The 24,841-nt window shown below is 40.3% G+C and carries 28 protein-coding genes; all 28 read right to left on the reverse strand.

The window, feature by feature from the left end; all coding sequences use genetic code 11:
• Window positions 1–11 precede the first annotated feature (11 nt).
• Window positions 12–551 (reverse strand): 50S ribosomal protein L5, encoded by a 540-nt coding sequence (rplE, locus tag OCV70_RS03205; protein WP_117852540.1) that lies wholly within the window; start codon window positions 549–551, stop codon window positions 12–14.
• A gap of 22 nt (window positions 552–573) precedes the next feature.
• Window positions 574–885, reverse strand: a complete 312-nt coding sequence (gene rplX, locus OCV70_RS03210; protein ID WP_117852538.1) for a 50S ribosomal protein L24 — start codon at window positions 883–885, stop codon at window positions 574–576.
• Between the two features lie 11 nt (window positions 886–896).
• Complete coding sequence (gene rplN / locus OCV70_RS03215; RefSeq protein WP_022067326.1) at window positions 897–1,265, reverse strand: 50S ribosomal protein L14; 369 nt, start codon at window positions 1,263–1,265, stop codon at window positions 897–899.
• A 14-nt stretch (window positions 1,266–1,279) separates the two neighbouring features.
• On the reverse strand, window positions 1,280–1,534 hold the full coding sequence (gene rpsQ / locus OCV70_RS03220; RefSeq protein WP_302672207.1) for a 30S ribosomal protein S17: 255 nt from the start codon (window positions 1,532–1,534) through the stop codon (window positions 1,280–1,282).
• A gap of 21 nt (window positions 1,535–1,555) precedes the next feature.
• On the reverse strand, window positions 1,556–1,765 hold the full coding sequence (gene rpmC, locus OCV70_RS03225) for a 50S ribosomal protein L29 (RefSeq protein ID WP_117852533.1): 210 nt from the start codon (window positions 1,763–1,765) through the stop codon (window positions 1,556–1,558).
• A complete protein-coding gene (gene rplP / locus OCV70_RS03230) occupies window positions 1,755–2,192 on the reverse strand; it encodes a 50S ribosomal protein L16 (RefSeq protein WP_117852531.1) in 438 nt (145 codons plus the stop codon). Before rplP ends, rpmC begins: the two co-directional genes overlap by 11 nt.
• Window positions 2,192–2,848 carry a 30S ribosomal protein S3 gene (gene rpsC, locus OCV70_RS03235; protein ID WP_117852529.1) on the reverse strand — a complete coding sequence of 219 codons (657 nt, stop codon included), beginning with the start codon at window positions 2,846–2,848 and terminating at the stop codon, window positions 2,192–2,194. The genes rplP and rpsC overlap by 1 nt, the downstream gene beginning before the upstream one ends.
• Before the next feature lie 11 nt (window positions 2,849–2,859).
• Window positions 2,860–3,249 (reverse strand): 50S ribosomal protein L22, encoded by a 390-nt coding sequence (rplV, locus tag OCV70_RS03240; RefSeq protein ID WP_117852663.1) that lies wholly within the window; start codon window positions 3,247–3,249, stop codon window positions 2,860–2,862.
• A gap of 98 nt (window positions 3,250–3,347) precedes the next feature.
• A complete protein-coding gene (rpsS, locus tag OCV70_RS03245) occupies window positions 3,348–3,629 on the reverse strand; it encodes a 30S ribosomal protein S19 (RefSeq protein WP_015526921.1) in 282 nt (93 codons plus the stop codon).
• 15 nt (window positions 3,630–3,644) lie between these two features.
• Window positions 3,645–4,490: a 50S ribosomal protein L2 gene (gene rplB, locus OCV70_RS03250; protein WP_117852526.1), complete on the reverse strand. Its 846-nt coding sequence runs from the start codon at window positions 4,488–4,490 to the stop codon at window positions 3,645–3,647.
• A gap of 58 nt (window positions 4,491–4,548) precedes the next feature.
• A complete protein-coding gene (gene rplW, locus OCV70_RS03255; RefSeq protein ID WP_117852524.1) occupies window positions 4,549–4,848 on the reverse strand; it encodes a 50S ribosomal protein L23 in 300 nt (99 codons plus the stop codon).
• Window positions 4,848–5,468: a 50S ribosomal protein L4 gene (gene rplD, locus OCV70_RS03260; RefSeq protein ID WP_117852522.1), complete on the reverse strand. Its 621-nt coding sequence runs from the start codon at window positions 5,466–5,468 to the stop codon at window positions 4,848–4,850. The genes rplW and rplD overlap by 1 nt, the downstream gene beginning before the upstream one ends.
• A gap of 21 nt (window positions 5,469–5,489) precedes the next feature.
• A complete protein-coding gene (gene rplC, locus OCV70_RS03265) occupies window positions 5,490–6,122 on the reverse strand; it encodes a 50S ribosomal protein L3 (RefSeq protein WP_117852520.1) in 633 nt (210 codons plus the stop codon).
• 80 nt (window positions 6,123–6,202) lie between these two features.
• Window positions 6,203–6,520, reverse strand: a complete 318-nt coding sequence (gene rpsJ, locus OCV70_RS03270; RefSeq protein ID WP_117852518.1) for a 30S ribosomal protein S10 — start codon at window positions 6,518–6,520, stop codon at window positions 6,203–6,205.
• Between the two features lie 451 nt (window positions 6,521–6,971).
• Window positions 6,972–7,274: a transposase gene (locus OCV70_RS03275; protein ID WP_243000233.1), complete on the reverse strand. Its 303-nt coding sequence runs from the start codon at window positions 7,272–7,274 to the stop codon at window positions 6,972–6,974.
• Between the two features lie 439 nt (window positions 7,275–7,713).
• Window positions 7,714–8,220, reverse strand: coding sequence for an ureidoglycolate lyase (locus OCV70_RS03280; protein ID WP_117852516.1), 507 nt, complete (start codon window positions 8,218–8,220; stop codon window positions 7,714–7,716).
• A gap of 15 nt (window positions 8,221–8,235) precedes the next feature.
• Window positions 8,236–9,621 (reverse strand): L-fucose/L-arabinose isomerase family protein, encoded by a 1,386-nt coding sequence (locus tag OCV70_RS03285; protein WP_173767408.1) that lies wholly within the window; start codon window positions 9,619–9,621, stop codon window positions 8,236–8,238.
• Window positions 9,614–10,597: a carbohydrate kinase family protein gene (locus OCV70_RS03290; protein ID WP_173767406.1), complete on the reverse strand. Its 984-nt coding sequence runs from the start codon at window positions 10,595–10,597 to the stop codon at window positions 9,614–9,616. The genes OCV70_RS03285 and OCV70_RS03290 overlap by 8 nt, the downstream gene beginning before the upstream one ends.
• A 15-nt stretch (window positions 10,598–10,612) precedes the next feature.
• Window positions 10,613–11,467 carry a class II fructose-bisphosphate aldolase gene (locus OCV70_RS03295; RefSeq protein ID WP_173767404.1) on the reverse strand — a complete coding sequence of 285 codons (855 nt, stop codon included), beginning with the start codon at window positions 11,465–11,467 and terminating at the stop codon, window positions 10,613–10,615.
• A gap of 2 nt (window positions 11,468–11,469) precedes the next feature.
• The gene (locus tag OCV70_RS03300) at window positions 11,470–12,432 is read right to left on the reverse strand and encodes an aldo/keto reductase (protein WP_173767402.1); all 963 of its coding nucleotides are present in this window, start codon (window positions 12,430–12,432) and stop codon (window positions 11,470–11,472) included.
• A 20-nt stretch (window positions 12,433–12,452) separates the two neighbouring features.
• A complete protein-coding gene (locus tag OCV70_RS03305; RefSeq protein WP_173767391.1) occupies window positions 12,453–14,042 on the reverse strand; it encodes a response regulator transcription factor in 1,590 nt (529 codons plus the stop codon).
• The gene (locus OCV70_RS03310) at window positions 14,020–15,576 is read right to left on the reverse strand and encodes a sensor histidine kinase (RefSeq protein WP_173767389.1); all 1,557 of its coding nucleotides are present in this window, start codon (window positions 15,574–15,576) and stop codon (window positions 14,020–14,022) included. The genes OCV70_RS03305 and OCV70_RS03310 overlap by 23 nt, the downstream gene beginning before the upstream one ends.
• A 107-nt stretch (window positions 15,577–15,683) precedes the next feature.
• A complete protein-coding gene (locus tag OCV70_RS03315; protein WP_173767387.1) occupies window positions 15,684–16,565 on the reverse strand; it encodes a carbohydrate ABC transporter permease in 882 nt (293 codons plus the stop codon).
• 12 nt (window positions 16,566–16,577) lie between these two features.
• Window positions 16,578–17,522 (reverse strand): ABC transporter permease, encoded by a 945-nt coding sequence (locus tag OCV70_RS03320; protein ID WP_117852499.1) that lies wholly within the window; start codon window positions 17,520–17,522, stop codon window positions 16,578–16,580.
• Window positions 17,523–17,568: 46 nt separating this feature from the next.
• Entirely contained in the window at window positions 17,569–19,083 is a 1,515-nt protein-coding gene (locus OCV70_RS03325; RefSeq protein ID WP_173767385.1) for an ABC transporter substrate-binding protein, read from the reverse strand.
• A gap of 41 nt (window positions 19,084–19,124) precedes the next feature.
• On the reverse strand, window positions 19,125–19,916 hold the full coding sequence (locus OCV70_RS03330; RefSeq protein WP_173767383.1) for a nitroreductase family protein: 792 nt from the start codon (window positions 19,914–19,916) through the stop codon (window positions 19,125–19,127).
• A gap of 3 nt (window positions 19,917–19,919) precedes the next feature.
• Entirely contained in the window at window positions 19,920–22,340 is a 2,421-nt protein-coding gene (locus tag OCV70_RS03335) for a TIM-barrel domain-containing protein (RefSeq protein ID WP_173767381.1), read from the reverse strand.
• 9 nt (window positions 22,341–22,349) lie between these two features.
• Entirely contained in the window at window positions 22,350–24,779 is a 2,430-nt protein-coding gene (locus OCV70_RS03340; protein WP_173767379.1) for a glycoside hydrolase family 31 protein, read from the reverse strand.
• Between the last annotated feature and the right edge of the window lie 62 nt (window positions 24,780–24,841).

Raw genomic sequence — 24,841 nt, forward strand, 5'->3', positions numbered from 1 at the left:
TGTTCCTCTACTTATTTCGCAAAAGGCATGTTGAACAGCTTCAGTAACTCACGAGCTTCCTCATCAGTTTTTGCTGTTGTAACGAAGATAATGTCCATACCTCTTACTTTGTCAACTTTATCGTACTCAACTTCTGGGAAGATCAGCTGCTCTTTGATACCAAGAGCATAGTTTCCTCTTCCGTCGAAAGCGTTAGGATTAACGCCGCGGAAGTCACGTACACGTGGAAGTGCCAGGTTGATCAGACGATCAGCGAACTCATACATCTTCTCGCCTCTTAATGTTACTTTACATCCGATCGGCATTCCCTCTCTGATTTTGAAGTTAGCGACAGATTTCTTTGCCTTTGTAGCAATTGCTTTCTGTCCTGTGATCAGCTCCATATCTGCGATAGCAGCGTCAAGAAGCTTAGCGTTTTCTTTGGCCTCACCAACACCCATGTTAATTACGATCTTGTCGAGTTTTGGCACTTCCATAACGTTTTTATATCCGAATTTCTTGGTCATGGCATCCATGATCTCATTAGTGTAAAGTTCTTTTAATCTACTCACTTATGTCTGCCTCCTCTCTCAATTAATCGATAACCTTACCTGTTGCCTTAGCAACGCGGACTTTTTTGTCTCCATCCATCTTAAAGCCGACTCTTGTAGCTTTTCCGTCTGCCATAAGCATTACGTTGGAGATGTGAAGCGGAGCTTCTTTTGTAACGATTCCACCATTCTGGTTTGCAGCGGATGGTTTGGTGTGTTTTGTAACCATATTAACGTTCTCTACTAATACGGTATTGTCTTTTACGTTAACGGCAAGGACTTTGCCTTCTTTGCCTTTATCTTTACCAGCGATTACTGTAACAGTATCACCTTTTTTAATCTTCATAGCTGACATTAGGCACCCTCCTATAATACTTCCGGAGCTAAGGAAACGATCTTCATGAATTTCTTCTCACGAAGCTCTCTGGCAACTGGTCCAAAGATACGTGTTCCTCTCGGAGTTAAGTCGTCTTTAATGATTACGGCAGCATTTTCATCGAAACGGATATAGGATCCGTCTTTACGACGAGCGCCTTTTTTGGATCTAACTACAACAGCCTTTACTACGTCACCTTTTTTAACAACGCCGCCTGGTGTTGCATCTTTAACAGTAGCAACGATTGTATCGCCAATGTTTGCATATCTTCTTGTAGAGCCACCCATAACACGGATACAAAGGATTTCTTTTGCACCAGTGTTGTCGGCAACTTTCAGTCTTGTTTCCTGCTGAATCATACTGGTTATCCTCCTTATTTAACTCTCTCTACAACTTCAACCAGTCTCCATCTCTTATCCTTGGACAGCGGTCTGGTCTCCATAACCTTTACGGTATCACCGATGTTGCACTCATTGTTTTCATCATGAGCTTTTAATTTATATGTTCTCTTCACGATTTTCTTGTAAAGAGGATGTTTTACATGGTCTTCAATTGCAACTACGATGGTCTTGTCCATCTTATTGCTGACAACCTTACCCACGCGGGTTTTTCTCAGATTTCTTTCCACGATTATGTCCTCCTAAATTCACTATTTGGAAGCGTTAGCTTTCGCAGTGATCACTGTCTGGATTCTGGCAATATTTCTGCGAACCTCTTTGATTCGTCCTGTATTGTCTAATTGATTGGTTGCATTCTGAAATCTCAGATTGAAAAGTTCTTTCTTAGCAGCTACTAATTCGTCGTTTAATTCTGCAGCTGATTTTGCCTGTAAATCTTCTACGAATTTATTAATTTTCACTGTTATCACCGCCTTCTAACTCTGCACGAGAAACTATTTTGCATTTACATGGTAACTTGTGCATTGCAAGACGTAATGCCTCACGAGCGATTTCTTCAGAAACGCCTGCGATCTCAAACATAACACGTCCTGGTTTAACAACTGCTACCCAGTATTCCAGGGCACCTTTTCCGGAACCCATACGAGTTTCTGCTGGTTTTGCTGTTACTGGTTTATCTGGGAAAATCTTGATCCAAACCTTACCACCACGTTTGATATAACGGGTCATAGCAACACGGGCTGCCTCGATCTGATTAGATCTGATCCAGCAAGGCTCGGTAGCAACAAGACCGAATTCACCATAATTGATCTGATTACCTCTAAGGGCTTTTCCTCTCATGGAGCCACGGAATTGTTTACGACGTTTAACTCTTTTTGGCATTAACATTATTTATCGCTCCCTTCCTTAGTTCCTTTTGTTGGAAGAATCTCACCATTGTAGATCCATGCCTTTACACCAACTTTGCCATATGTGGTGTCTGCTTCTGCGAAACCATAATCGATATCTGCACGAAGTGTCTGAAGCGGGATAGTTCCATCGCTGTAGAACTCTGTACGAGCCATATCAGCTCCGCCAAGACGTCCGGATACGGATGTTTTGATTCCCTTAGCACCGGATTTCATTGTACGCTGCATTGTAGATTTCATAGCACGTCTGAAGGAGATACGGTTCTCCAGCTGAAGAGCGATGTTCTCTGCAACAAGCTGAGCATCTCTGTCTGGTCTCTTAACTTCTTTAATATCAACGATAAGCTTCTTGTCTGTATATTTAGCAAGTTCAGCTTTTACTTTCTCGATCTCTGCGCCGCCTTTACCGATTACGATACCAGGTTTTGCTGTGTAGATGATAACTTTTACTCTGTCAGATGCTCTCTCGATCTCGATTTTGGAAACACCTGCGCTGTATAATTTCTTTTTAAGGAATGTTCTGATGTTGTAATCCTCAACCAGATAGTCTGCGAAATCGCTCTCTGCATACCATCTTGAATCCCAATCCTTGATAACACCGACTCTAAGGCCATGTGGGTTAACTTTCTGTCCCATGTTTATCCTCCTTATTTCTCATCCAGCACGATGGTAATATGGCTTGTTCTCTTCTCGATTCTGTAAGCTCTACCCTGTGCTCTTGGCTGGATTCTCTTCATTGTAGGTCCTTTATTTGCATAGCAGGCTGCAACTACGAGATTGTCTGCGTTCATTCCGTTATTGTTCTCAGCGTTAGCAATAGCTGATTCCAGTAACTTTTTGATTACGCTGGAAGCGTATCTTGGGTTGTATGTCAGGATACCAAGTGCTGTCTGCACATCTTTGCCACGGATTGCATCTAAAACGTAGCAGGCTTTCTGAACAGAAATTCTTGCATAAGATAATTTTGCAGACGGTCTTGTCTCTCTATTATTCTCATTTCTGGCTCTCTTAATCTGGCTTCTATGTCCTTTTGCCATTTTAAAGTGCCTCCTTTCGTCATATTCAATATTCAGGGAAACACCGCGCATGCCCGAACCGCTCCTTGCGGATCAGGCAGCCTGGTGAAAAATTCTAACTAGCGAACACCGGATTTCTTTTCGTCTTTTCCGTGTCCTCTGTAGGTTCTGGTAGCAACAAACTCACCAAGTTTGTGACCAACCATATCCTCAGTAATATATACCGGCACATGTTTTCTTCCGTCATGGACAGCGATTGTATGTCCAACAAAAGACGGGAAGATTGTGGAACGGCGAGACCAAGTTTTGATTACGGATTTATCATTTGCAGCGTTTAATGCGTCTACTTTTTTAAGTAAGCTCTGATCTGCAAAAGGTCCTTTTTTCAGTGAACGAGACATTCTTAATCCTCCTTATTATTTGCTTAAAGCTTTTCCATCGCGTCTTCTTACGATGAGCTTGTTGGACGCTTTGTTTTTCTTTCTTGTCTTCAGACCAAGAGCAGGTTTGCCCCAAGGTGTACACGGACCTGGACGTCCAACCGGAGCGCGGCCCTCTCCACCACCATGTGGATGGTCATTCGGGTTCATGACAGAACCGCGAACTGTAGGTCTGATTCCCATGTGACGCTTACGACCAGCTTTACCGATGTTAATCAGGTTGTGATCGCCGTTTCCGATGATACCTACTGTTGCACGGCAGATGATCGGAACCATTCTCATCTCACCAGATGGGAGACGAAGTGTAGCGTACTTGCCTTCTTTAGCCATAAGCTGAGCGCCGTTTCCTGCGGAACGAACCATCTGGCCGCCCTTTCCAGGATGAAGCTCGATGTTATGAACCATAGTACCAACCGGGATAAGCTCTAACGGTAAGCAGTTACCTACACGGATTTCAGCTTCCGGTCCGTTCATAACTTTCTGTCCAACTTTAAGTCCTTCTGGAGCAAGAATGTATGCTTTCTCGCCGTCTGCATAGCAGATAAGAGCGATATTAGCTGTTCTGTTTGGATCGTACTCAATAGATTTCACTACTGCCGGGATTCCATCTTTTCTTCTCTTGAAGTCGATGATTCTATATTTTCTTCTGCTTCCGCCTCCGTGGTGTCTTACAGTGATCTTACCCTGGTTGTTGCGTCCAGCAGTTTTCTTTAAAGACACGGTAAGGGATTTCTCTGGTGTAGTCTTAGTGATCTCAGAGAAGTCGGAACCAGTCATATGTCTTCTAGACGGTGTATATGGGTTATAACTTTTGATTCCCATTTCTTTTCTCCTTTCAAATTTGTTCTCACGCTTTTGAATGCGTATAAAGTGCTATCAATTAAAGGCCTTCGAAGATCTCGATGTCCTTGCTGTCCTCTGTAAGGGCAACGATAGCTTTTTTGGATTTAGCAGTTTTTCCAACTACCATTCCACGGCGTTTTTTCTTACCATCAAGATTCATGGTATTTACGCTCTTAACTTTTGTTCCATCGAACATTTTCTCAACAGCTTCTTTGATCTGAGCTTTGTTTGCTTCCGGATGAACAAGGAAAGTGTATTTCTTCTCACCCATAGCAGCCATGGATTTTTCAGTGATCACTGGTCTTTTGATCACGTCATAATATTTAATATCAGCCATTATGCGTATACCTCCTCGATGGATGCTACAGCGTCTTTAGTTACTACTACAGTACCGTGGCTCATAACATCATATACGTTGATGCCGTTAGCTGCTACTGTCTGTACGTTCTCGATGTTTCTTGCGGAAAGGATTACGTTCTTATCTTCCTCTGCTGTTACGATAAGAGCTTTCTCTGCTTTCAGGTTTGTAAGAACCTTCTGCATTTCTTTTGTCTTAGCTTCAGCAATTGCAAGGCTGTCAACAACTACGAATTTATTGTCCTGAACTTTGGAAGTCAGAGCGGATTTAAGAGCTGCTCTTCTTTCTTTCTTGTTCATTTTCACTTCATAATCTCTTGGAGTCGGTGCGAAAATAATTCCGCCGCCTGTCCACTGTGCAGCACGGATGGATCCCTGTCTTGCATGACCGGTTCCTTTCTGTCTCCACGGTTTTCTTCCGCCGCCGCTTACTTCAGAGCGAGTTTTCGCTTTCTGAGTACCCTGGCGTTTGTTTGCAAGCTGACGAACAACTGCAAGATGAACAAGATGCTCATTGATCTCAACGCCAAATACTGCATCGTTCAGCTCCATTGTTCCAACTTCATTGCCTTCCATATTATAAACAGTTACGTTTGCCATTTGTGTGCTCCTCCTTTCTTATTATAAGGACTTTACTGTCTCTTTGATTGTAACCAAGGATTTCTTAGGTCCTGGAACAGCACCTTTAACTAACAGTAAGTTATTCTCTGTATCTACGCGTACGATCTCAAGATTCTGAACAGTTACCTGCTCGCTTCCCATATGACCTGGCATGTGTTTTCCTTTGAATACCTTGCTCGGATCAGAACAAGCACCATTGGAACCTGCATGACGATGATATTTGGAACCGTGAGCCATAGGTCCTCTGGACTGTCCATGTCTCTTGATTGCACCCTGGAAACCTTTACCTTTGGAAACAGCTGTTGCATCGATGTGATCGCCAGCTGCAAAGATATCAGCTTTAATTTCCTGTCCTACTTCATATTCAGCAGCGTTCTCGAAACGGAACTCTTTTACGAATCTCTTAACTGCAACGCCTGCTTTTGCAAAGTGGCCTGTTTCCGGTTTGTTCACCAGTTTCTCTCTGATGTCGCCGAAGCCAACCTGAACTGCTGTATATCCATCGTTCTCATCTGTTTTAACCTGAGTTACAACACATGGACCAGCCTGTAAAACGGTTACCGGAATTAACATTCCATCTTCGTTGAAGATCTGAGTCATTCCGACTTTGGTAGCTAAAATAGCTTTCTTCATCTTTCTTCCTCCTATAGCGGATTGCCCTCTCGGGTAATCATATAATAAATAGCTAAATGCTTATGCATTTACAAGATTAATTATTTTGCCTTCATCTTGATGTCGATATGAACACCAGCAGGCATTTCCAGTCTGGACAGAGCATCAACTGTCTTCTGGGTCGGAGCAATGATATCAATCAGTCTCTTATGTGTTCTCTGCTCGAACTGCTCTCTGGAATCTTTATATTTGTGAACAGCTCTTAAGATTGTAACAACCTCTTTCTTAGTTGGAAGCGGAACTGGACCGCTAACTGTTGCACCATTCTTCTTAACAGTATCGATGATCTTTGCAGCAGATGCATCTACTAACTGATGATCGTAAGCTTTTAATGTGATTCTCATTACCTGATTTGCCATAAAAAAAGTCTCCTCCTATTCGTACTCACTATCAGTACGACAAGCGGCGACTGTACACATCTCCGTGTGTGTCCTAAAACATCTTCGTGCTTTGGTCCTTCACACACTCCCATCCCCTAGATGGCTATTGAACTTGTACAGTGACTTGTCGTCAGTTTCCTAACTTGACATTCGCTCCACGGAAAACCTGCCTTTCTGGCAGCAACCTCACGCTTCATTGCTATCATGTCACAGCAGATATTAGTATACACAAGGTTTTCAAAGATTGCAAGTGTTTTTTTCAAAAAATCGAAATACTTTTTGTACTAATTTAAATACAATTTTTGTGTAGATATTTTGTCTTTTTTCCTATTATAATAATACCAGCATCCAAAGATTCAATAGCTTAATTCAGAACAATGCCGTTGCAGGAAAGCATAACCGCAACTGCCTGATGCCCGTAATCCTGTTTTCACTTTAAATGAGACTGATGAAAATACGCATCTTCAATCGGATGCAGAGCCCGTGACGAAGGCTTTGTCTTTGAAACTATCGTATCGTCTACAATACAAAAAACAGGCTTTCCGGTGCGTGCTACTTCTGAATAAATAATCTCAATGACAGAACGCTTTAATATATCTGAAAGTAATAAATCATCCCATTTCCCAGAATTGAGAAAATGGGCAATTGTAGTTCTATGACAAGAACTGCTTTTAGCAAAGTCCGTGGTTTTCCCATGGGATCCTGAGCTGAAAATGCTGATCAGAATGCTCATGAGGTGATTTACCACTCTGTTGGAATAAGATTTGCATAAGTCAAATTTCTTAAACTGGTTGTATATGAATGACGAATGATGTATCGTATCTGTGAGAGACACCTTCTTTCTCGTGAATGTTGCAAATATTTTGTTTGGTCACTTTCATTGTACAACATAATCGAATTTAAGGTTTCTTTCTTTTATGCAAAATCACAAACTTGCTCATTTATAGCTGAAATAATATGAATATCCATATTTTAAGCAGTTATTCATTTTTTAGTAGGCTTTTACGATTTAGCAAGTAAAAGTTTTCTAGAAGAAAAATAGCCGCCAGCCAAATGAACACCTTAGAGTCTGTTAAAAAACGCTCTAAAGCGCACATCAGCCAGCAGCCTTTTATCAGGAAGCGTATTTATTATGTAGCAATTACATTATCTTTTTTGTGAACTTCCAGTTTTTATTCCATTATCAGTTCAGCACGTTTTTCTTCCGAAAGCATCACTGCTTGTATATCATTTTTAAATGTTCTTCCAGGTAGCAGGCACAGTATATGTGCACATTCTTTATGAACAGCATACTGTGAGCCATGAATAATAAATGGATCTAATTTTACAAAAGTGCCCTGCGGCACCAGAAAGGCTTCCAGATTATCAACACTGAATGTCTTTCCCGGCAAAGGTGTTCCCACAAATATAATCATATCATCGTCAAGAGCAAGCAATCCTTCACAGGTAAACTGATGTGCCTCCAGCATAGAAATTTCCATTTTTTCTGGCTTCACTGCCTGACATACCGATATTGTTGGCAATGTTGTATTACCAAGATCCAGTTTCACTACATCTGCAAAAAAACTATACGGAAAAATAGATTTCTCAGCCAAGGATTTATCATCCAGTAAATTTTGGTACTCTCCATATTTTGCAAATTTTTCCTTACTTAACAGCTGTACTTTTATTGTTTTCATATCAGCATCCTCCACTCATAAACAGCTCGGGCCAGGTTCATCTACAGAATCCAACTTTATATCCAAATATCTTGCAGCTTCCTTTAATACAGAAAACATCTTTCCATAAATGCCTCCCAAATGATGGATATAAGGACCAAACATAAGTTTTTCTTCCCACTTTTTCCAGTTATCTGTTTCCATCCAGACATAGGTACCAGTTGTAGCCGGTCCAGTTGTTGTTCTTGCTTCTCCAGCAAACAGACAATATTCGCCATTAACTTCATCGAACCTACATACAGTCAATTCCCCCTGCTTCAATTCAAACTGCCCCTGTCCGCCTACAATTTTCGCCTGGCTGTTCTCTGCCTTCAAAGAATATGGAAATGGTCCACAGTGCCATAACAGTTCTGCATTATCATTTTCCGGATGTCGAATTGTCAAGTCTGCTAAAAACTCAGCCTGTTCTCCCAATGTACAAGCACGTAAAATTGACATGGTAATAGCCCCATTAATGTCTGTTTCACATGCTACCGGAATTCCTAAGTCTGTCAATTCTCCAATTACAGCACAAGATGGCAACTTCATTAAAGCGCAGGTTGGCCAGCATTCGATTGCAGCTACATTACAATGATTCCGGGTAAGTGTTGATACTAATGCTATCTTAAATGCCACAAGTCTATCCGTATAATCATCGTCCATGGCAGAACAATCCATACGCATTTTTAAATCCTTCACCTGTTTCTCAAAATCTTCGCCTCTGGCTTCCAGTATTTTGTTTACTTCCATCTGCAGCATTACTGGTGCAATTGCTACCGTCTGAATACCAAACTTTTTCATTAATTTGGTTTCATCTGTCATCACACTGCGAAATGGAGAAGGCCGTTCGCCAATTTTGGCAATACGCAGACCTCTTACATCTTTAACAATGCAGGCTATACGGACAAATTTTTCATAACCGTTGCGAAATTCCTCAGTATCTGCCGGAACATTAAAAATATAACTGTATGTAATGCCATAACGTCGTAATACCTTAGTTGCTGCAAACATACCACATTGCGTATCTCTTCCTCTCTTTTGCGGTGTGTTTGGATATTCATCCCGTGCTCCCCAGATTAGCACCGGAACATGGAACTTTGATACTACATCAACAACAGCGCCTTCCTCACCAAAATCACAAAATGGTACAAATATTGCATCTACATTTTCTTTGCGAAACTTATCCACAACCGCCGGTGCAAAAGCCTCATTCTCAATAATTCCATTGGTACAGATATCATCAATATCCACCAAAGTAACATTTTCAGTTTTAATGCTTCGGATAACCGGCATGAATTTTTCTTTTTCTCTGGTTGCTGTCTCAAGGTCCAGCATTCCTCTTCTTGTAGGCAAAACCCCAATTTTAACATTTGCTTTATACATGCTCTAACCCTCTCCGGTAAAAATTAACTCTCTCATCAATCTCCGTGTAATCTATTTCGCCAGTATCTAAAAATTTTTGCAATGTTTCCGAATTTGGAATTCCTGCTCTTCCTCCAATTCTGGTACATTTAATAGCGGAAACAGCACTGGCGGCCCTTGCACACTCCATTACGCTCTGTCCTTTAAGTAACTGTGCCAGAAATGCACCATGAAAAACATCTCCAGCTCCTACCGTATCTACAACATCAACAGAAAACGCCGGAAGGACAAAAAAGCCTTCCTTGCTGTAGCCTACACAGCCTTTCTCGCCGAAAGTGAACACAACGATCTTCGGTCCTGATGCAGAGATTTCCTTACATTCTTCTTCCAGTTTCTCCAGTCCTTTTTCCTTGTGCTCGGGAAATAAACCGTCAAATACAAATTCGGACCCAATAAAAACATCAATCTTTGGAATCATCTCTTTAAGTGCATCAGAATAAAAGTCCGCATCGATAAAGATTTCTGTTCCGTTTTCCCTCGCAAAATCTACTGTTTTTCTGGTTAGCTCTGATGTGTCTGCAATAAACAGATATTTGGAATTCTTAATTTTATTCCAATCAACTTCAGATTCAAGAAGCTTCGGTATAGTTCCTTTCTTAAATAAAATCGTCCTTGACTGTGTTTTCTGGTCGCTTACTACGATACTGAAATGTGTTGCCTCATTTTTATGCAACACCATATCGTCCACGTTAATTCCATGACGCACAAAATCAGCGTAACAGAATCTTCCATAGACATCATCTCCTAATACTCCCCCGGCAGCACACTTTCCACCCAGCCTTGCGCAGGCTACCAGTCCACTTGACACCTTGCCGCCACCTTGCCAGGATAAGTCTGTAACTAATGCTCCATGATTTTTCTGCGGCAAATCTTTAAGATTCAAATTCAGATCTATGCAGGGAGTATCCAATCCATATACGTCAAACTGCCTTCCCATATTTCTACCTCCGTTTTACAGAGAAAATTTATTAGGATTCAATAAACGCATTTTTCCTGCTACAAAATCAATCATTCCTTTTCTGGAAATAAACAGCATTTTCAATCCATTGCCGTCATGCCCTGTTGCTTCCATTCCCTGCTCCATAGAACGATACATAGCGGTAAAATATTCCGTTGCAATATTAAACTTGCTCATGCCAAGATTCACAGCTTCCTGCATTTGTTCGTCAGGGATTCCGGAACATCCGTGCATAACCAGCGGAATTGAAACTGCCCTTCTGATTTCTTTAATACGATCAAAATCCAGATTTGGTTTCTGGATGTAGTTACCATGTGCATTTCCTACAGCAATTGCAAGAGAACCACAACCTGTCCTCTCCACGAACTCCACAGCCTTGTCTACATTAGTAAAATGATCTGTATTTGTCAAATCATCAAGATTCTGTGCATTTCCTACATGCCCCAGTTCAGCTTCCACATCCACATCAAAAATAGATGCTGTCTCCACCACCGCTTTGGTAACTTCAATATTTTTTTCATACGGCAGCGCAGATCCATCAACCATAACGGACGGAAAACCATCACGTATACCGCTAACTGCAATTTCGTAAGAAGCAGAATGATCCAGATGTACAGCAACCGGTACAGTAGCTTTATTCGCAAGATCCTTTGCCATATAAGAAATATGTTTCAACGGAATATACTTATCCAACCCCGGAAAAAACTGAATAATTACAGGTACTCTTTCAGCCTCAGCAGCCGCAATTGCACAGCTGATGGTTTCATAATTAACTGTATTAATGGCAGCAACACCGTAATGATGTTCGGTAGCATGCTGAAGTAATTCGTTTACTTTTACAAGTGACATTTTTATTCCCCCTTTACTTTTGTATCAAAAAACAGCTGATACTCAGGCATTTTTTCGCAAAATGCACTGCTTATTTCATCTATTTTTTTGTAATCTTCCTGCTCCATGATAAAATCAAGCGCTTTCAGATTGTCAAGTGCATGCTCGGAATTTGCACCTCCCACAATCGGCGCTGTAAGATTTGGATTTTTTACAAGCCAGTTAATACAGATCTGTGTTGCGCTGTGATCATATTTTTTTCCTAATTCAATAAGGGCATCCGTTACCTCCAGGCATTCTTCATAAACACCTGGCTGGAACAATGCAGCCTTCGCACGCCCACCTGTAATCTGAGTATCTTTTGTAAACCTGCCGGTAAGCAATCCCTGTGCCAGTGTACTGTAAGGAATTACCCCAATATTTTCTTTTACACAATAGGGGAGGATATCTTTATCAATATAGCGCCACAATAAATTATAACAGGGCTGAATCACATCTACCGTGCCATAGGCAGATGCTTCCTTAAGCATATCTAAAGTGAAATTTGAAACACCAATACTTCTGATTTTTCCCTTTCTCTTCAGCTCATTTATGCTCTCCATAGCCAATTCCATTGACGTTCCTGCCTGCGGTGGATAATGTAAAAAATAAACATCCAGATAATCCATTCCCAGCCTCTTTAAGCTTTGATCGCAAGCCTCTTCCATTTCTTTCTTTCCATAATGCAATGGCCATACTTTAGAAAAAACAACAACAGACTCTCTGTCCGTCCCTTTTAATGCTTCTCCCAGCACTTTCTCCGCTCTTCCCATTCCATAAACTTCTGCAGTATCAAAAGTATTGATTCCATGTTCCAGGTATGTCTTAATGCATCGAATGCTGTTTGTATCCTCTACACTTCCAAAATAATCACCGCCTACAGACCAGCATCCCATAACAAATGGTGATACTTTTATTGCAGTGTTTCCTAATTTTTTATATTCCATAAGTATATCCTCCCACAAGATTATCTTTCTTGTCCTTCATTGTTTTTACGATATTCATTTGGTGTCATACCATTCATTTTTTTAAATTGCTTGGAAAAATGTGCAAAACTTGGATATCCAACTGTTTCTGCAATCTGGCTGATACTAAGAGTACTTTGCAGGAGTAATCTTCTTGCCTCTCTCATTCTGCTTCTTTGAATATATTCACTTAACGATATTCCATTCTGGCTACGAAACAGTTTAGACAGATAACTGGGAGATAAATAAAAATCACTTGCTATCTGGCTTCTTGTTACACTGTCCAGGTACTTTTTTATATATGCTTTAATATCTGCAATAATCTGATCTTCTTTTTCCACATAGTTAATCTGTTCTGAAATCATAGCCGCCTCAGATAAAATCAATTTCTCCATGCAGGAAACATTAACAACTGCCCGTTCTTCTAGCTCCTTGTTACGCAATTTTGTCACTACTTGATACGTTGTAAGATTACATTCTTTTAAAATATTAACTGACATCATATTCCAGTCTGCCAGAACCGCATGCAAAAAATGAGAATCAATTGCCTGTGCACGCTTTACTCCGTCAAAATATCCACAAACCCTCTGTTCAAACAAATCCAGTCTTTTCTCCAGAAGCAATGCTCTCCATTCATCAATTTCTGGTGCGTTATAGGTAGTGTCCAACCTTTTACTGAAATCTTTTTCCAGGAAAACGCCGCTCTCACGGTTCAAATTATCCAGAAATATTTCTTCCAGTTTTCGGATATGTGAATGAACATTTATAATCTCACAACATTCACTAAGATAACAAATTGTCTTATGATGATAAAAAGAAGAAAAAGTTTCAGCAAAACATTCTGCTGTATGCTTCAACTGTTTATATGGAAATGGATTTGCACCTGAAAAAACAGCAACAAACTGGGCATAACTGTTATATGACAAAAATTCCAGTCCGATATGCTCTTTTTCCACAATCTCTCTCAATATATTCTCACAGGTGAAGCTTAACAGCTCTTTGCTAAAATTCTCTTGTTCTTCTTCAAGACAGATCAACATCGCTACAAAGCTTTGTCCCTGCGTATAACTCAGCTTATCCTTTTTTATCCTGCTCGCCAGATTTTCCTGGGTTACTATATTTTCCTCATTTACCAATTCTCGCCAGAACATTTCTTTCACCAGATTCTGATGCGATATCCAGTTATTTCCAAGTTCCTGCAGCTGTTGCTGTTTCTGATAATCAATTCGTTTCGTGACAAGCTTCTTTACAATGTCTTCTAGAACGTTTCTGTCTACTGGTTTCAGAAGGTAATCAAAGCACTGATATTTCACAGCCAGCTGAGCATAGGAAAAATCAGCATAGCTTGTGAGCAATATCGTCTCTGGACATATGTTCTGATTTTTCAGCCACTCCAGAAGATCAAATCCATTTTGCACCGGCATTTCAATATCTGTGATCAAAAAGTCAATCTGCTTATTCAGAAAAACCTCTTTTGCCTGCTCCACACTATACACTCCGATAAGCTCCTCAATGCCAAAGGCTTCCCAATTTAGTTGTTTGCGCAAAAGTGCAACAACGTATTTGTTATCATCTACAATCAAAAGCTTCATCTGTTTCCTCCTGTGGTATATGAATTTCCACACATGCACCTCCACTCTCGGTGCAGGAGAACTCAACATTGGCCCGTCCTGTATAAATTAATTTCAGTCTCTGAATCACATTATTGATACCAATGTGCCTTCCCAGCTCTTCCTTCGGATAAATCCCCAGCTTGAATCCTTCAAGCATTTCCTTCTGAAAGCCTTCTCCATTATCTGTGATACGAATACATAATACCTTTTTTTCTGTCCATACTTTTAACCCAATTCGCAGAGTTCCTTCCCGTCCAACCGTATGCTTAATGGAGTTTTCCAGAAAGGTACTGATCATCAATACCGGAATTTTCCGATTTTTGGTGCTTTCCTCTATCTCAGAAGTAAATACAATCTGATTACTGTTCCACTCATCATTGACCGCTATGACATCGTTCATATGGGATATTTCCTGTCCCACGGTAACCATATCCATGCAATCATGCATAATATATCGGTAATAATTGGCAAGACATACTGTAAGCTTATTGATTTTCTCTATTTCATTATTCTCCGCCATCGCAGACAACATTGTAAGACAATTGGCAAAAAAATGAGGCCTGATCTGTAAATTTCTGAAGTTAATTTCCAGCTGCTTTTTTTCAAGTTCGCTTGCATAGAGCTTCGTTGTAAGGCTATCCGCTCTTTTTCCAAGCTTATCCAAAATTTCATAAGCATCTTGTAAAGAAGTGTCATTCTCTGGCCTTCCTGTTTCATTGTCTGCTGTCTGATATTTCTCTAGTATCTCCGTCAGATTTTGAGTCGGAACCAAAAAAGAACGTCTTACATACCTAGTTAATTCAATCAATATTCCAATCACCCAAATCAACATAAGTATTTGGAAAATTTGAATAAGCATTTGCCATTTAAGGCCTCCATCTTTAGAAATGGTAATCTGAATTGAAAAGTCCGTATTACAGTTTGGAAAGCTGTAACACAACAAACTGTTTCCCCACAGATGAAATTGCTTCTCATCTTGTTCTTTGTGCCCTGGCAGAAGTTCCACCTGCCCATATTTTCCCCAGTCAATTGTATTAATTCCAGACAGGAGATCACATTCTCTCGTCCAGGTACCCAGCATATAGTTTTCATAATGCCAGTTGGACAGAATTACCCTGCCAGCTGGTGTTTCTGCAAGATACCAGACTCCGCTTTTGTTTTCTTCATTATCCACCTTCAGGCGTTCTTTTAATGTATTTCGTATTTCCCGATATTGTGAAAACTGTATGTCGACCCTGGTCAGTTCAAGAAAGCTGTCCTTCTCTCTGTCATATACGAAATAGTTATAAGGAATGTCAGCCATCTCTCCCAGCAATTTATAAATCATCTGTAAATCTGATATTTTATTGACTCTTTCCAAATCGTTCATCTGATACATATTACGGTAATCCCGCCTGAGAATTACCGTCTGGTTCATGTAATTTGAATTATTCTGCAATTCTGACTCTATTTTCTTTACAAAACGATCTGCAATCTGCACCATCTGCTGCTCATCTGTCTGACGTTTCTGCACGTAAAAAGCAATCAGTACCAAAGTGCATATACATTGCAGTACAATACTAATAATCAGGAACTTTTTTAAATATCTGACAAAAAAGGGCTGAGTCATAATAATAAAACCTATCCTTTCACAGCTCCCAGCGTAATTCCTTCTTCAAAGTATTTTTGTAAAAATGGATACAAAATCAATACCGGCAGCATTGCTACAAAAGCAATTGCCATTCTGAGACTGATGCTGGGGATTTGTCCTGTCCCGCTGCTTCTGCCAAACTGTGTCAGATACTGAATATTTTTCACCATGACGTTCAGAAGCTGCTGGATAGAATATTTCGATGAATCACTTACATAGTATAATCCATTCATCCAGTCATTCCAATACGCCAAACCGGAAAAAATACCGATTGTAACAAAAATAGACTTTCCAAGGGGTAACACAATGTTTGTAAAAATTTTAAATTCTGAAGCCCCATCTATTCTGGCAGATTCATAAAGTGCTTCTGGAATGTTCCCTTTCAAATAAGTTTTTACAATAATCGCATTAAATGCACTGAACAGCAGGTTCGGAACAAGCAGTGCAAAATATGTATCTTTAATATGCAAAACGGTAGTATAGATCATATACGTCGGCACCATTCCGCCATTAAATAACATTACAAATAAAATCAGAAATGAGAAAATCTTTTTGCCGGGCAACTTGTCCAGAGACAGTGGATAAGCTACCATTGCAGTAATCAAAACGTTGATAACAGTACCCACCGCAGTGACGCAGATTGTCGTAATATAAGCCCTAAGTATTGTTGCTCTGGATTCCCAAATATAAGAATAAGCTGCGAAACTGATTTCTTTTGGAAAAATAGAATATCCATTGATCAGAAGGGAATTTTCTTCCGTTATGGATGACATAAACAGCAGCAGGAATGGGAAGAAAATAACCAGCATTATAATCGACAGGATAATATATGCGGCAATTTCAAAATGTTTGTCTTGCTTTGATTTTACCATGTCACTCTCCTCCTAAAACAATGCGTTTTCCTCGCTGAATTTTCGTGTAATTGTATTAAATATTAAAATCATGATAAGCCCCATCACCGACTGGAAAAAGCTGGCAGCCGCCGACATTCCAATATTGCTCTGTGTAATCAGTGCCTTATATACAAATGTATCTATTGTCTGAGTTACATCCGATATCAGGCCAGAATTCTGTGGTACTTGGAAGAACAGACCGAAATCACTGTTAAAAATTCTTCCTATAGAGAGTAATGCTACGGTGATAATCGTAGGTTTCAGAAATGGAAGGGTAATATAACGTATTTTTTGAAATTTCGTTGCGCCATCCAGAGACGCAGATTCGTAAAGTGATGAATCAATGCCCAGGATTGTTGAAATATAAAGAATGCAACCATATCCAACGCTTTTCCATGTATTTACAAAAATCAGAATGAAAGGCCAGAATTTCTCAGTATCGTACCAGGATATCTTCTGGTGTCCTATGGACACCAGAAGATGATTAAGCATTCCTGCTTCTGGATCAAGAAACGCTCTTACCATATATGACACAATCACTATGGACACTACAAATGGAAACAAAATACTACTCTGTGCAAATTTTCGAAACGCAAGATTACCGATTTCCGTTATCAGAATAGCAAGCGCAACTCCAAAAATAATATTAATAATAATGAAACACAGATTATATCCCAATGTGTTTCGGAACAGAATCGGAAGTTCGTTGCTTTTGAGTAGGAATTTAAAGTTTTTCAATCCTACAAATTTACTTCCCCAAATACCATCCTGCACATTGTACTTTTCAAATGCAAGCACAAGACCGGACATAGGAAGATAGTTATTAATGAACAGATAAAGCAATGCCGGCAACATCATCAGATAAAGCGGCAGATATCTCTTATAGGGCTTAATCCGTTCTGCTAAAGTTTTTTTCTCTTTAACTTTATTACTCATAGCAGTCTCCATTCCGCAGACAATGTCTTAATGTAATGCCTGTTCTTTATTTTGATGCCAGAAATTCATCCAACTGTTTCTGTGATTCTGCAATAATATCCTGCATACCTGCATCATCCATTTCTTCAAGGAGCTTCGGCAGATATTCGTCAGGATCTACTGCTCCAACAACTAAAGCTTTATAATATTTATTTCGTACATTCGTTACTGCTGCAACTTCATCAGCAACTGGTTCAGAGTCAAAGGTAAATCCAAGCGCTTTAGATACTACAGCGGTATTGTTATAATCCACAATTTTCTGGTAAATGTCTGCACCATCTATTGCCCATGGAGTACAGATAAACTGGTTCGGAAGAATCCAGCCTGCACCCAAGTGATATCCTACTGAGCTTGCATCCTTGCCTTCCGGATAGTCTAACAGCCCATCAGAATTAACTACATAATCTTCGCCTTCTACTCCCCAGTTGAGCAGATTCATAATATCAGAATCTGTTTCAAGCAGATTTAACATCTTCATTGCCTTCGCAGGATCTTTGGAACCGGAAGAAATCGCATAAGAGAAAATTGCTGCTGTAGAAGTTGTGGCATAAGGCTCGCCTAAATGTACCATCGTGAGATCTACGCCACCGCAGTTGTTTTCCTGGTCAGCCTCTGAAAGAGGATGTCCATAATCACTAAAGAATGAAAATGCCTGTCCGGATGCAATATAAGAATAATATGACTCTGTATCAGAAGCAGCACCGGAATTAATCCAGCCATTGTCAAACCATTTGTGATTGTATTCACACCATTCCTTAAACTCCGGAGATGCAAAAAGATTGGTAACAGTTGTATTATTTGCGAAGTCCATTAAACCGGCAAATGAAGTACCACCTACAGACATATCAAACACGACAGCTTTACCAACTCCAAGATTATCTGCTGCCAGCATCCACATACCTGGTTCTTTTTCAGCTACCTGCTCATAAATAGCGTCTACATCTGCCATTGTTTTTACATTGCTTACATCAATATCATACTTATCCAGAATATCTGTACGGAAGAAAATAGTTGGCTGCTGTGCAATTTCTTTATGAACCGGCAAACCAAAAATCTGACCATTTAACTGAGCAGCTTTCGCAAGATCAGGAGAAGAATATGTAGCAATTGCCTCTTGACCATATTCATCCAGAAGGTCTGTCATATCAAGCAGATAACCGGAACTTACCCATCCCTGTGCATATCCGGTAATCGCAGTAAGAATATCAATATCACTTCCAGAGCTTAACTCCAAAGGAATCTGTTCCAGGTAAGTAGAGTATGGAAGCAACTGCAGGTTTAATGTCATATTCAGTTTCTTTTTCGTGATTTCATTTACATGCTCAACTACTCTGTCAATTTCACTCTGGCTTGGAGACGCCGCAGGAAGAGTAATCACCATATTAACCTCATATGGATCCTCTGAGAAATCAATGTCCTCATCAGCAGTTTCTGTCTCCTCATCTGCCCATACAGTCTGTGTTGCAAACAGCCCTGTTGTCATTACTGCACATAGCAGTAAGCTCATTAGTTTTCTTTTCATTTACATTTCCTCCTTTGAAATTATATGTAATAAACGCTTCATTACATCCATTTTACTTGCAAAGCCTTACGTGGTACGCTTCTTATGTAGGTAATACCCGGATATCCCAGAAGCATACAACAACGTAATTTTTCTGCATCAATTTGTATAAGTTTTAGTGCTTCCGGATTATTTTTCAGCCCCAGCTCTATGAACCCGGAATACAGACATCCCAGTCCTTCTGTTGCTGCCATCAGCTCTATATTTGAAGCTGCCAAGGCTCCATCAATTGGCATATCTGAAGATATTAGCAGCAGTACAGGTGCCTCAAAAAATAAACTATCCTGTCCATTTTTATATTTTTCATAAATTCGATTCAAAGTTCCACTATATGGATTATCTGGTTTCTCTTTATGAAATTGCTCTGCACCCTGTCTAACGCCTTCAAATATTTGCGGAATCAGTTCTGGCAATCTGTCCTGCACTACCGTATAACGGACATCCTGTGCATTTCCTCCGGTGGGTGTATATCTTCCAGCCTGCAAAATTTCTGTCAACAAATCCTTTTCCACTGATCTTTTTTGATAATTTCTTATGCTTCGTCTACATTTAATCGTATGCAGAAACTGTCTGGGAGTCATATTTTCTACCTGTCCACTACACTCCTCAAGTTCATCATCTGGACAGCTATCTATATGAATTGCTGATACTGGACAAAGTGCAATGCAGTGTCCACACTCAAAACAGCTTCCTCTTACTTCCATCTTGCCATGCTCCATGGTCAGGTTATAGCCAAAACAATCCTTCGCACAATTTCCACATCCGATACACGTTTCTTTATCAATAATGATCATACGTTATCCTCTCGTAGCTCTGAAACCGTGTTCAGTTTTTTCCAATTTCCATGCATTTTTGTTAACTACGCAATTATGAATTTCTTTTTCACTGTATACTTCAAACAGCTCTATTTTCATCTTTGCGCTTTCTATTATGAGAGTTTCATTTACAATTTTAGTAAATAACTTTCCACAGACGCCATCATCATAATAGTGCGTTTCTAACTCCTCCTGCAAATTTAGTATAACAACAAGCTTTTCAAAATTTCTGTTTTCAATATGCATTGGTGCTTCCTGAAGCATTGGAATCATATGATTCTCTCTTAAATACAACGGAATCTGATCCAAACGTTTCTCTGCCGTAATCCATTTACCACCTTCCAGCCGTTCCCCGGTATAAAAATCTGTCCAGCTGCCTTTCGGAAGATAAACCTTTACAATTTCCTGGTCGAATACCGGTGCTACGAGAAGGCTTTCCCCAAGCATATACTGTCTTGACAGATTTCTCGCATTCCAGTCTTCCTGAAATTCCAGCACCATAGCACGCATCATAGGTAATCCCTTATAGTGTGTTTCATATGCTGTAGAGTATAAATACGGAAGGAGTCTGTACCTCAGCTTATTAATTTTTAAAAACGTTTTCTGGGTTTCACGGGAAAATACCCAGGGTTCTCTCGGCGTAGACTGTCCATGGCTTCTGCTAAGAGGTGACATAAGTCCCATCTGCACAGACCGGATATATTCATCATCGGAAGGGATGCATCTTCTCCCTTCATAGTCGCAGTTATAAAAACCTCCGATGTCAAATCCCCAGAATGAAACTCCACTCATTCCCATACTCAGGCCGCCGTTTAGTACTGCTGCCAGATTATTTTTTGCTGCGGAAGAATCGCCAGCCCAGTTTGCCGGATAATTCTGGCTGCCTGAGTATCCGCTTCTGCCCCACAGAAGCGCACTTTCTCCCAATTCTTTTTTTGCTTCAGCGGAAGCTTCATAAATCGTGCGGGCATATAGTAATGTGTATTTATTATGTGCTTCTTTTCCTGTCGATCCATCCCAAAATACCGCATCTTCAGGAACCTCCTCCGAAAAATCGGTCTTAATCACTCCAACTCCCATTTTCATCAGGCGTTTCACACGTTCTTTCATATATAGAACAAACTCTGGATTGGTAAAGTCAAGTGCTGCCACTCCCCATCCTGCTGCGTCTCCCTCGCCTGGAGAAAAAATATAGGGTTCTCCGTCTGTACGTTTCACCAGAAAGCCTCTTTCTTTCATAGAAAGGTACTGACGGGACACTCTCTGTGTTCCATCTACCGTAATCTTTGTCTGTACATACGGGAACATCCAAAGAGAAAGATGAAAGCCTTTCTTTCTCAGTTCTGCAATCATTTCCTCCGGTTTCGGGAATCGCTTCTCGTCAAAGCTTAGTAGCTCCGAAGCATTGCCAAACATATCCATCCAGGCATCAATATGAATTACATCTGCAGACATTCCGAATTCATTCATCTTTTCTGCAATTTCTTCCACTTCTGCTCTGTTTAAATAGCTCATTTTGGACATCCAGAAGCCAAAAGCCCATCTTGGAATCATCGGTGATCTTCCGCTAGCTTCTGTATAATCGGCTAAAAGCCCTTTCATATTACGATTTGCAAACAGATAGTAGTCAAGATACGGATCTTCAGTTTCCATCGTATATGACACTCCTGACGAAGCCCCCATATTAAAGTGCGTTCTTGTAAACGTATTTACCAAAATGCTATAACCTTGTGTACTGACAAAGTATGGCATTCCTTTATAAGAAATATCTGAATTGGTAGATTGTGCATCTCTCTGCCAGACACATATCTTCTGGCCTCGTTTATTGAAATCTGTAAATTTTTCTCCAAATCCATAGAATGCCTCATCACTGTACATATACATGGTTTCAAATGTGTCTGTTACTCTTCCATTTTCATCCACGGAAAATCCTGTTGGAACCGACTTGTATTTCTGACCCACATCCTGATCTTTTATCTGCTCCTTCGTTAATTCCTCGCCATCCAGGTATACACTCATCTGCCATGGACACTTCTGAAACCTAAGCATCAGTCTCTCTGTAGATGCTGTAATTTCTTCCTCTTCTTCCTTAATTGTCATTGGTATTGTATCTGTTTTAGGAAGAACTGAATTTTCACAATATGTCTTCCCCGCTTCCGGATACATCCGGAAACGAAAAGCAGTCTGTGATATAAATTCTACTACAACCTCGGCCTGTTTCTTTCGGAAGGTCTGTAATTCAAAAGTAATCTTTGAACATCCTGGTTCATACGCAATCATCTTGTTCAAAAAATCTTTCTGTCCAGTCTGATTAAAATGGCAATATCCTTCCTTCAATTTAAGAGGGTCCTCAACAGTATGCTGACAATACCCTTTTTTCTCATTATCTGCTAATTGAATCATGATATCACCTCACTTTGCTTTAAATACGATAAATCTGTCATTTGCTTCAAAAGGAACTTCTTTTCCGTTAACTGTAACTGTTTTAGGAGTCTGCTCAGTATAAACATAAATTTCAGAAATATCCATCTGTCTGATTCCTACTTGCAACGTGTCTCCCTGTAAGTTTGCACACAAACATCCTTCCACTCCATCATCATAATATGTCTGCTCCATCTGCCCGCCCAGATTGATCCATACCCTCAGTGATGTAAAGTTAGACTCAGCAATATGGTTCGGAGCTTCCGATAACATAGTAATCATACTGTTTTCTCTTAAATAAAGTGGTATCTGATCAAGTGGAGTGTCCAATTCTATCCAGTCTCCACCCGTCAGGCGCTTTCCTGTATAAAAATCTATCCAGCTTCCTTTCGGAAAATATACCATATGCTTTTTCTTATCAAATACCGGTGCAACCAGAAGTGATCTTCCCAACATATATTGTGTAGAAATTTCTGACACGTTTAAATCTTCAGAAAACTCCAGTAACATAGCCCTCATCATCGGTATTCCTTCACGATGTGTTTCCCATGCTGTACTGTAGAGATACGGAAGCAGCCTATAACGAATCTTATTAATTTTTAGGAATGCACTCTGCGCTTCCTCAGAATATTCCCATGGTTCTCTCGGTGTTGCCTGCCCATGACTTCTGCTTAAAGGTGCCATTAACCCCATCTGTACTGAGCGGATATATTCTTCATCAGAAGGCATTGCACGATTGCCTTCATCATCAGAATTATAAAAGCCGCCGATGTCGAATCCCCAGAACGAGATTCCGCTCATTCCCAGGCTCAGTCCGCCATTTAAAATAGAAGCCAGATTGTTCAGTGCCGCCGAAGAATCACCAGCCCAGTTTGCCGGATAATTCTGACTTCCCAGATATCCGCTTCTACCCCAAAGCAGAGCCTTTTCTCCCATTTCTCTTTTTGCTTCAGCAGATGCCTCATAAATTGTTTTCGCATAAAGCAAGGGGAACTTATTATGGCTTTCTTTTCCGGTCGTTCCATCCCAGAACACTGCATCTTCCGGAATTTCCTCTGAAAAATCAGTTTTTATTACGCCAACTCCCATCTTCATCAGGCGCTTTACACGTTCTTTCATGTACTGCACAAGCTCCGGATTGGTAAAGTCAAGTGCTGCTACATGGAATCCATCGCCCTCACCTAATGCAAAAAGATACGGTTCTCCGGCCTGATTTTTTACCAGAAATCCTCTTTGTGCCATATTCTGGTACAGTTTACTATTGCCTGGCACTGCCTTTTCTCCCATCATTCTGAATGGCAGTACATAAGGAAACATCCACAGCGATAAATGTAGTCCACGTTGTCTCAGCTTCTGAATCATTTCTTCCGGTTCCGGGAAGCGTTTTTCGTCAAAGTTTAGCAATTCTCCACTGCCTTCCTCACCTCCCATATTATCGAGCCATCCATCAATATGAATAACATCCACAGACATACCAAATTTTTCCATCTTATCTGCGATGTTCTCTACTTCTGCACGATTCATGTAACTCATCTTGGACATCCAGAAGCCAAAGGCCCACCTCGGTATCATATCAGATCTGCCACTGAGTGCTGTATAATCACGAATAAGTCCTTTATAGTTCCTGTTGCAAATCATATAATAATCCAGGTATGAGTCCTCTGTTTCCATCGTATAGGAAACGCCGGAAGTTGCTCCCATATTGAAATGAGTTCTACTGTACGTATTCAGCATTACTGCGTAACCTGCTGAACTTATGAAATAAGGCATCCCTTTGTAAGAGGAGTCCGAATTGGTTGACTGGGCATCCTTTTGCCATATGGTGATTTTCTGACCCCGCTTATTGAATTTTGTAAATTTTTCGCCAAAGCCATAAAATGTTTCGTCACAATGTAGATACATTGTCGTAAACGCATCCGTAACCTTCCCTTCTGCATCTACAGTAAAGCCGGTAGGTATTGCCTTATACTTCTGATCCACATTATAGTCTTTAATCTGTTCGCATGTCAGTTCTGTTCCATCCAGCTCAATGCTCATTTCCCAGGGGCATTTACGAAATTTTAATGTGACTCGGTCTGTTTTTACACTAATAAAATTGTCATCTTCCAGTGTCTTCACTCCTGACATTTCCGAAAAATGAAATACTTCATTCAACCTGCAGATGTTTTCCCCTTCCGGCTGCATATAGAAACGAAAAACATTGTTTTTCTGGAAAGTAACAACAACTTTTGCCCTCTTCCGTCGAAAAGTTTCTGTTTCAAAAATACATCCCGCATCTGTCGGTTCATAGCCAATCATTCTGACTAAAAAATCTTTCTGTCCCTGATGATTAAAATGACAATATCCCTTTTCAACTGACAATGGATCTCCGTCCATCTGCGGATGATACCCTTGTAGTCCATTATTCTGAATCTGAATCATTAATGCTACCTCCGACTATATTTCTTAACTTTCTCTATTGTATAACACGGAAACTTTCTTCA

The organism is Blautia acetigignens, assembly GCF_025566865.1.
Taxonomy (GTDB): Bacteria; Bacillota; Clostridia; order Lachnospirales; family Lachnospiraceae; genus Blautia_A; species Blautia_A acetigignens.